This is a genomic window from Aeromonas sp. 603757 (assembly GCF_049171255.1).
In the GTDB taxonomy this organism is placed as follows: Bacteria; Pseudomonadota; Gammaproteobacteria; order Enterobacterales; family Aeromonadaceae; genus Aeromonas; species Aeromonas veronii_A.
Map to the genome: position 1 here is coordinate 1 of NZ_JAAKOE010000034.1, position 2,980 is coordinate 2,980.

A 2,980-nucleotide genomic window follows, 5' to 3' on the forward strand; every position below is an offset into this window, starting at 1 on the left:
TGCTCTTTAACAATCTGGAAAGCTGATTTAAAAAGTAGTTCTCAAACATTTGTTACAAGTGCTTTGGAAACTTCTTGGCGAAAACCAAATTTTATTTGGTCCTTGTTGTACGACAACAGGCTGTGCCGGTTTCACCGACACTTCTTGGGGTTGTATGGTTAAGTGACTAAGCGTACATGGTGGATGCCTTGGCAGTCAGAGGCGATGAAGGACGTACTAACCTGCGATAAGCTGTGAGAAGTCGGTAAGAGACGCTATTACTCACAGATTTCCGAATGGGGAAACCCACCCGAGATAACTCGGGTATCTGTTACTGAATACATAGGTAACAGAGGCGAACCGGGAGAACTGAAACATCTAAGTACCCCGAGGAAAAGAAATCAACCGAGATTCCCTCAGTAGCGGCGAGCGAACGGGGATTAGCCCTTAAGCATCTTGGAAGTTAGTGGAACGGTCCTGGAAAGGCCGGCGATACAGGGTGATAGCCCCGTACACGAAAACAACCTTGATGTGAAATCGAGTAGGGCGGGACACGTGACATCCTGTCTGAATATGGGGGGACCATCCTCCAAGGCTAAATACTCCTGACTGACCGATAGTGAACCAGTACCGTGAGGGAAAGGCGAAAAGAACCCCTGTGAGGGGAGTGAAATAGAACCTGAAACCGTGTACGTACAAGCAGTGGGAGCCCTTCGGGGTGACTGCGTACCTTTTGTATAATGGGTCAGCGACTTACATTTTGTAGCGAGGTTAACCGTATAGGGGAGCCGTAGGGAAACCGAGTCTTAACTGGGCGTCTAGTTGCAAGGTGTAGACCCGAAACCGGGTGATCTAGCCATGGGCAGGTTGAAGGTTGAGTAACATCAACTGGAGGACCGAACCCACTAACGTTGCAAAGTTAGGGGATGACCTGTGGCTGGGGGTGAAAGGCCAATCAAACTCGGAGATAGCTGGTTCTCCCCGAAAGCTATTTAGGTAGCGCCTCGGACGAATACTACTGGGGGTAGAGCACTGTTTGGGCTAGGGGGTCATCCCGACTTACCAACCCCATGCAAACTCCGAATACCAGTAAGTAATATCCGGGAGACACACGGCGGGTGCTAACGTCCGTCGTGAAGAGGGAAACAACCCAGACCGCCGGCTAAGGTCCCAAAGTTCTGGTTAAGTGGGAAACGATGTGGGAAGGCTCAGACAGCTAGGATGTTGGCTTAGAAGCAGCCATCATTTAAAGAAAGCGTAATAGCTCACTAGTCGAGTCGGCCTGCGCGGAAGATGTAACGGGGCTCAAACCAGGCACCGAAGCCGCGGATTCACGCTAAGCGTGAGTGGTAGGGGAGCGTTCTGTAAGTCTGCGAAGGTGTATCGAGAGGTATGCTGGAGATATCAGAAGTGCGAATGCTGACGTAAGTAACGATAAAGGGGGTGAAAAGCCTCCTCGCCGGAAGACCAAGGGTTCCTGTCCAACGTTAATCGGGGCAGGGTGAGTCGACCCCTAAGGCGAGGCCGAAAGGCGTAGTCGATGGGAAGCAGGTTAATATTCCTGCACGACTTGTAATTGCGATGGGGGGACGGAGAAGGCTAGGTGGGCCAGGCGACGGTTGTCCTGGTGAAAGTGCGTAGGTGGTGTTTCTAGGCAAATCCGGAGACACAACACTGAGACACGAGACGAACACACTACGGTGTGGAAGCCATTGATGCCCTGCTTCCAGGAAAAGCCTCTAAGCTTCAGATTACAAGTCATCGTACCCCAAACCGACACAGGTGGTCGGGTAGAGAATACCAAGGCGCTTGAGAGAACTCGGGTGAAGGAACTAGGCAAAATAGAACCGTAACTTCGGGAGAAGGTTCGCTCTTGACAGTGAAGTCCCTTGCGGATGGAGCAGTTGGGAGTCGCAGTGACCAGATGGCTGGGACTGTTTATCAAAAACACAGCACTCTGCAAACACGAAAGTGGACGTATAGGGTGTGACACCTGCCCGGTGCCGGAAGGTTAATTGATGGGGTTAGCGCAAGCGAAGCTCTTGATCGAAGCCCCGGTAAACGGCGGCCGTAACTATAACGGTCCTAAGGTAGCGAAATTCCTTGTCGGGTAAGTTCCGACCTGCACGAATGGTGTAACCATGGCCATGCTGTCTCCACCCGAGACTCAGTGAAATCGAATTCGCCGTGAAGATGCGGTGTACCCGCGGCTAGACGGAAAGACCCCGTGAACCTTTACTACAGCTTGGCACTGAACATTGAACCTACATGTGTAGGATAGGTGGGAGGCTTTGAAGGCGTGACGCCAGTTGCGCTGGAGCCGTCCTTGAAATACCACCCTTGTATGTTTGATGTTCTAACGCAGGGCCCTGAATCGGGCTCGCGGACAGTGCCTGGTGGGTAGTTTGACTGGGGCGGTCTCCTCCCAAAGAGTAACGGAGGAGCACGAAGGTTGGCTAATCCTGGTCGGACATCAGGAGGTTAGTGCAATGGCATAAGCCAGCTTAACTGCGAGACGGACAGGTCGAGCAGGTACGAAAGTAGGTCATAGTGATCCGGTGGTTCTGAATGGAAGGGCCATCGCTCAACGGATAAAAGGTACTCCGGGGATAACAGGCTGATACCGCCCAAGAGTTCATATCGACGGCGGTGTTTGGCACCTCGATGTCGGCTCATCACATCCTGGGGCTGAAGTCGGTCCCAAGGGTATGGCTGTTCGCCATTTAAAGTGGTACGCGAGCTGGGTTCAGAACGTCGTGAGACAGTTCGGTCCCTATCTGCCGTGGGCGTTGGATGATTGAAGGGAGTTGCTCCTAGTACGAGAGGACCGGAGTGAACGAACCTCTGGTGTTCGGGTTGTCACGCCAGTGGCACTGCCCGGTAGCTAAGTTCGGAATCGATAACCGCTGAAAGCATCTAAGCGGGAAGCGAGCCCTGAGATGAGTCATCCCTGACCCCTTGAGGGTCCTAAAGGGCCGTTGGAGACCACAACGTTGATAGG

1 rRNA gene is annotated in these 2,980 nt (G+C 52.6%); it reads left to right on the forward strand.

From position 1 onward, the window contains the following. Positions 1–156 precede the first annotated feature (156 nt). Positions 157–2,980: ribosomal RNA gene (locus G5332_RS20180) — 23S ribosomal RNA — on the forward strand; the annotation flags it as partial.